General features: G+C 59.0%; 7 protein-coding genes. 5 read left to right on the top strand and 2 right to left on the bottom strand.

Translation table 11 applies throughout. The annotated features are described in order from the left end of the window. The coding region (locus tag FEM54_RS21660; protein WP_138452920.1) for a TonB-dependent siderophore receptor at window positions 1-1,349 on the top strand (1,349 nt) is incomplete at its 5' end. Between the two features lie 184 nt (window positions 1,350-1,533). Continuing rightward, window positions 1,534-3,027 carry a methyl-accepting chemotaxis protein gene (locus FEM54_RS21655; protein ID WP_138452918.1) on the top strand — a complete coding sequence of 498 codons (1,494 nt, stop codon included), beginning with the start codon at window positions 1,534-1,536 and terminating at the stop codon, window positions 3,025-3,027. Between the two features lie 24 nt (window positions 3,028-3,051). On the opposite strand, the gene FEM54_RS21650 is transcribed toward FEM54_RS21655, so the two are convergent. Both FEM54_RS21650 and FEM54_RS21645 read right to left on the bottom strand, forming a co-directional pair. Continuing rightward, window positions 3,052-4,032, bottom strand: a complete 981-nt coding sequence (locus FEM54_RS21650) for a ketopantoate reductase family protein (protein ID WP_138452917.1) — start codon at window positions 4,030-4,032, stop codon at window positions 3,052-3,054. A gap of 122 nt (window positions 4,033-4,154) precedes the next feature. After that, the gene (locus FEM54_RS21645; protein ID WP_026013834.1) at window positions 4,155-4,625 is read right to left on the bottom strand and encodes a DUF2867 domain-containing protein; all 471 of its coding nucleotides are present in this window, start codon (window positions 4,623-4,625) and stop codon (window positions 4,155-4,157) included. A 154-nt stretch (window positions 4,626-4,779) separates the two neighbouring features. Here FEM54_RS21645 and FEM54_RS21640 point away from each other — a divergent pair, with 154 nt between their 5' ends. From FEM54_RS21640 to FEM54_RS34720, 3 genes are all read left to right on the top strand, one after another. Further along, entirely contained in the window at window positions 4,780-5,082 is a 303-nt protein-coding gene (locus tag FEM54_RS21640; RefSeq protein WP_017138928.1) for an ArsR/SmtB family transcription factor, read from the top strand. Window positions 5,083-5,146: 64 nt separating this feature from the next. Beyond that, complete coding sequence (locus FEM54_RS21635) at window positions 5,147-6,121, top strand: zinc-dependent alcohol dehydrogenase family protein (protein WP_138452915.1); 975 nt, start codon at window positions 5,147-5,149, stop codon at window positions 6,119-6,121. 41 nt (window positions 6,122-6,162) lie between these two features. Beyond that, the coding region (locus tag FEM54_RS34720) for an antibiotic biosynthesis monooxygenase family protein (RefSeq protein ID WP_420875325.1) at window positions 6,163-6,322 on the top strand (160 nt) is incomplete at its 3' end.

Here is a 6,322-nt window from a genome sequence, read left to right as displayed (position 1 = left end):
ATTACTTCTGGGGTTCTTCGATGGTCGGCCAGGACGGCCATCACTTGAACCTGCCGCGCTCCTACAACCCAGGGACCCCATGGGAGAACAAGGACCAGGAAATCAACACAGTGTTTGCCGAACTGCGTCAGCGCCTGGCCAACGACTGGAAACTGCAGATCAACGCCAACTACGCTGAGCAGGACGCGCTCTTTTCGGGCTCCTACCAGTCGCGCTGGGTCAACAACACCCTGGCGCGCACGGTTTACCAGGCCTCTTACGATGAAAACCAGGCCGGCGTCGACGCCTTCGCCAGCGGCCCCTTCCAGGCCTTCGGGCGTACCCATGAATTGGTGGTCGGCGCCAGCCGCCGCATCTATGACATGACCACCCACAACTACAGCCCGTACAACTTGAACTGGCCGCTGACGGCGGGCAAACCGGACTTCGTCCACACCACCAACGACCGCGATGTCACCACCCAGGACGGTGTCTACCTCACCACACGCCTGAGCCTCGCCGACCCGTTGAAGCTGATCCTCGGCGCCCGTCTGGACTGGTATGACTACGATGCCCATGGCAGCAACGATGGCGATTACCATGTCACGCGCAACCTCACCCGCTATGCCGGTCTTATCTACGACCTGGACGATCATCACTCGGTGTATGTCAGCTACAGCGACATCTTTACCCCGCAGAGTGACAAGGACAGCTCCGGCACACCGCTCAAGCCGATTGTCGGCAAGAACTATGAGGTCGGTATCAAGGGCGAATACCTGGGCGGCGCATTAAATGCGAGCGTCGCGCTGTTTCGTGTAGACCAGGAAAACCGTGCCGTGGCGGTCGTGGTACCGAACTGCCCGCAGGCATCCTGCGCGGTAGCCTCAGGCGAGATTCGCAGCCAGGGTATCGACATGGAACTGCAGGGCGCATTGACCCCCAATTGGCAGGTTGGCGGCGGCTACACCTATGCACGCACCCACACCATCAAGGATGACGCCAACCCGCAAAATGTTAATAAACAGTTCGACACCGACGTTCCCGAACACCTGTTCAAACTGACCACTAGCTACCACTTGCAGGGCGCACTGGAAAACCTCCGCGTGGGCGGCAACATCTCCTGGCAGAGCCGCCTGTATAACGACTTCCAGGTTGCCGACGGCAGCACTTACCGCCTCAAGCAAGGCGCCTATGCCGTGACCGACCTGATGGCCGGCTACAAGGTCAACCAGCATCTGGACCTGCAGCTCAATGCCAACAACATCTTTGATCGCACGTATTACAAGTCCATCTCCAACTCCGTGAGCTACGGCGGTGATTCCTACGGCGCACCGCGCAATATGATGGTGACCGCCAAATATAGCTTCTGATCCTGCTTGTATCTTCGGTCGCCCGCTCGGGCGGCCGTTCTTAAGTCTTCCTACTCACTGCCGATAACGGTTTGTTACACCTGAACCGGCAAAAAAACCTGATACCTGCTTTGCTTTTTACCGGCGGCCCATCGTGGCACGCCGCATGCTTTGTTCCTGGCTCGACCACATGGAGTAAAAGTGAATGCCCGCACGCGCACGCTTCCTGGAACACTACCGCAAAGCCGACCGCATCATGCTGGCGTTGATCTGGCTGATGTTTTTATTCTCCCTGGGCCTGGCCTTCTGGCACGACACTTGGCTGCAAGCCGTGATCGTCGGTGGTGGCGCCAGTGTGGTGCTTACGCTGCTCTATCGCGCCCTCGGTGGCACCCGATTAATGCGCTGTTTGCTCGGCGCCGGCCTGATGGTCATGGCCGCGCTGCATATCAACCAGGCGCAGGGCTTGATCGAAGCGCACTTCGGGATCTTCGCGCTGCTGGCGGTGCTGACGTTTTACCGCGACTGGCTGCCGATCCTCGTCGCGGCGCTGACCATCGCCGTCCACCACGTGGTGTTTCACGCATTGCAGCATCAAGGTTTCCCGGTATTTGTGATGGACCATCATGGCGGCTGGAACATGGTGTTCGTGCACGCCTTTTACGTGGTGATGGAGACCGTCGCCCTGCTCTACCTCGCCATTCATAGCCAGGCCGAGGCTGTCGAAAGCCAGGAAATGCTGGAAAAAATGCTCGCCGTGACGTCCCGGCTCACGGTAGAAACTGCCCATAGTGAAGGCAAAACGCACGTGTCCCTGGCCAAGCGTTTCGACCACTTCCTGCAACAGCTCACCCACCTGATCGATGGCGTTACCCGTGACTCCCACGGTCTCGGCCAACTCGGCCAGGCGTTGGCCAGCGCCAGCGGCACCCTGGAAACCGGCGCACGCCATCAGTTGGCGGAAATCAACCAGATGACCGGCTCCATGCAGCGCATGGAAGACGCCACCGCCCATATCACCCAGCACGTCGAGCACGCAGTGGAACACGCAGGCCAGGCTCGCGAACAGATCGTGCGCGGCCAGCAAAGCGTCGGCCGTGCCCAACATGAAATCACCCAACTGGCCTCACGCATCGACGGCACCAACCAAACCGTACAAGGCCTGGCCACCCAGGCCGAACAGATCGGCTCGGTACTCGAAGTGATCAGCAGCATCGCCAACCAGACCAACCTGCTGGCGCTCAACGCCGCTATCGAAGCCGCCCGCGCCGGCGAGCAAGGCCGAGGCTTTGCGGTGGTCGCCGACGAGGTCCGCAGCCTGGCGCAACGCACCGCCGTCTCCACCCAGGAAATCAAACAGATCATCGAAGGCCTGCAACACGGCAGCCGCCAAGCCGTCGAAGCCATGCACGACAGCCAGGCAGGTGTAGCGCGTTGCGTGGAGGACAGCCAACTGGCGGTGGACATGTTGCAGGCCGTGGGCGCTGACATCGCGCATATCGACGAGCTGAACGGGCGAATCGTGATTACCACCCGCGAACAGACGTCGGCCAACCAGGAGATTGTCGGGCGCCTGCAGTCAGTGCAGAACATTGCGCAAAGCACCGCGGATGATGTGGAAACCCTGGCGCGCAGCAGTGAGCAGTTGCCGCCGATTGCGGTCAGGCTGGATGCGTTGGGGCGCAGGTTTCACCCCTGAAAACAGCCTCAACGTGAGGATGGCTCAGCCTGGCAAAATCCCCAGGTTTTTCGCGCGCATACGCGCCAAGGCATACACGGTGCGCGTGCGAGGTATCGGTGCCCCGACGCGATCCGCGACTGAAACAAGCGTGCCAAGGATGGCCTCAATCTCCACCGGTTTATGCCCCTCAACGTCTTGCAGCATCGAGGTTTTCACCTTGCCGAGCTTGCGGGTGATTGCAATGCGTTGCGCAGAATCAATCTGCGGCGCGATGCCCAGTGTGCGTCCCAAATCCAGTAACTCGTCCATCATGCCGATGAACAGGGCGTGCAGGCATGGGTCGTCGATCAGTTCATCGGTCGCGCTACCCACCAACAGGCTGACCGGGTTGAAGCAGGCATTGCCCAGCAGCTTCAACCATATTTCTTCGCGCACATTCGCGTGGGCGTGAGCGTCAAAACCTGCCTCACGAAAAGCCTGGGTGGTTGCGTCTACGCGCGCGCTATTACCACCGGCCGGTTCACCGAACACCATTCGGCTTCCGGACATGTGCTTGATCACACCGGGACTCAGCACGGTACATGAGGCAAATACAACGCAACCGACGACGGCGGCAACGGGCACAGCCTTTTCTATCACGCCACCGGGGTCGACAGCCTCAAGACGCATACCCGCCAAAACGTCTGCCGACTGCAGGAAATACCACCAGGGCAAGCCGTTGAGTGCAGGAATAATCAGGGTTTGCGGGCCAATCAATGCCTTGGTCTGTTCCACCACACTGGGCAGTGCCGGCGCCTTGACGGCAAAGATGACCATCTCCTGAATGCCAAGCTCTTCAGGTGCGCAGGTCGCTTTCAGCGGGGCAACCAACACCTCATCGCCCGTGTGCAGTTTCAGCCCATGCTCGCCAATGGCGGCGAGTGTTTCGCCACGCGCGATCACGCTGACGTCGTGGCCGGCGGCGAACAATTTGCACGCCAGGAAACCACCGATTGCTCCAGCACCTACGACCGTGACGCGCATGGGTAAACCTCACTGAGGGAGTGGAACAGAATACTGGCTAAACAGGCCGGAACAAGCCCGTCTCATTGAAAAACAGCCGCACTTGGCCCACACCCATCAGCCAAGGCAAACATAGCCACAGGTTACTTTTGCAGCGCATCCAGCCTGCGTTTCAGTCGCCTCAAGTCATTGTTGACGATGAGCTTGTGCACCGGCCCTACCGGCAACATGTACAGGCGCCCAAAGGTGTTATGGGTGATCACCGATGAGGTGATCGTAAACACGCGGTCACTGACAGACAGACAAATCATCACATCCAGGTGCCGGTCGCGCTCGGTCAGCACCAACCTATCGGGAGCACTGTGCTCCACCAGAAAGAAGTCCAAGCGCTCGCCCGCCTGTACCGCATTTTGCGGTGTGCCGGAGAACCCACCGATACGTTTCACCCCAAACAGCGACGAAATCCCGTCGCGGATTCGAAAAGCCAACTGCATCGGCCACCCGCGCTCGGCGGTCACAATGTTCCAGGCCTCCAGTGCTGTGACATCAGTTGGCAACATGACCGACCTGCGGTCGTAGTAATCCAGCTCTGCAGGTGTGCCCAGTGTGTGAATAACATCTGTAGTAACCAACTGATTTCTCCCTGAAAAGCGCGGTTGGTGATGAAACCGAGTGATGCCTGCAGGCGCAGGTTATTTTGCAGGGCTGCTCAAGTAAAGCGCGGGACAGGCTGGTTGACATATCGATAATTCTCGATATGATCCGCCCATGGAATTACTCGACGTATTCAAAGCCCTCTCAAACCAGACACGCCTGGAAATACTGAAAGGTTTGAAAGACCCCGAAAAGAACTTCCCCGCACAAGATGAGGGTGACGTTCACACGGTGGGCGTGTGCGTAAGCAGTATCCAGGAAGGCATCGGCCTTTCGCAGTCCACCGTGTCGGGCTACCTGGCCACCTTGCAACGGGTGGGGTTGGTCGAAGTCACCCGTATCGGGCAGTGGACCTACTACAAGCGTAACGAGGCAAACATCCGTGTGCTTGCCGAGATCATAGGCAAAGAGTTGTAGGTTTTTTTTATCGCAATATATCTAGTTTTCGCGATATCTCTTTTTATCGAAACGAGGATGAGCAATGAAAGCATTGATACTCAACGCATTTGGCGGCCCGCAAGCGTTCGAACTTCGCGACGTGCCTAAGCCCGTCCCCCATGCCGGGCACGTGTTAGTGCGGGTTTACGCCACTTCCATCAACCCGTTGGATTATCAGGTGCGACGTGGCGACTACCCTGACCTGGTGCCCTTGCCGGCGATAACCGGGCACGACGTTTCCGGCGTCGTCGAAGCCCTCGGCCCAGGCGTCACTGCTTTTGCACCAGGCGATGAGGTTTGGTACACCCCGCAAATATTTGACGGCCCCGGCAGTTACGCTGAGTACCACGTGGCGGCCGAACACATCATCGGCAAAAAGCCTGCGGCCCTGAGCCACCTGGAAGCCGCGAGCCTGAGCCTGGTCGGCGGCACCGCCTGGGAAGCACTGGTGGTGCGCGCGGCGCTGCGGGTCGGCGAGAGCGTTCTGGTACATGGCGGCGCAGGCGGCGTCGGCCATGTGGCGATCCAACTGGCAAAAGCCATCGGCGCCAAGGTGTTCACCACCGTACGCGAAGCCAACATTGAGTTCGCCCGCAGCCAGGGCGCCGATGTGATCATCGACTATGAAAAGGACGATTACCTTGAGGTCATCCTGCGCGAAACCGCTGGTCGTGGCGTTGATGTGGTGTTTGACACCATCGGCGGCAACACCTTGGCCCGCAGCCCCGACGCACTCGCGCAACTGGGCCGTGTGGTGTCGATTGTGGACATTGCGCAGCCGCAAAATCTGGTTAATGCCTGGGGCAAGAATGCCAGTTATCACTTTGTCTTCACGCGGCAGAACCGCGGCAAACTCGATGAACTCAGCGCGTTGGTAGAACGCGGACAACTGCGGCCACACGTGGGTGAGGTGTATTCGCTGGCAGATATCCCGCTCGCCCACGCGCGGTTGGAGCGTCGCAATAACGGCCTGCTGGGGAAGATTGCGATTGCCGTCGCGCCGTCGCCTCTCGCGTGAATACAGCGGTTTAAGGTTGAAAACTTGCCTGGAGAAACATCATGGTTTACGAGATCGCGCTGCTGCCGGTTTACAAAGCACAATTCGAAGCGTTTAGAGCCGCATTTGCCGAGGTCTTGCCGCTGCTCAGCCGCGCTAAAGGTTACGGTGGGCATATGCTCGCGCAAGGGGTTGAAAGCCCAGAGGTGTTCAACTTGATAG

The organism is Pseudomonas edaphica, assembly GCF_005863185.1.
GTDB lineage: Bacteria > Pseudomonadota > Gammaproteobacteria > Pseudomonadales > Pseudomonadaceae > Aquipseudomonas > Aquipseudomonas edaphica.
This window is presented reverse-complemented; position numbering and strand designations above follow the sequence as displayed.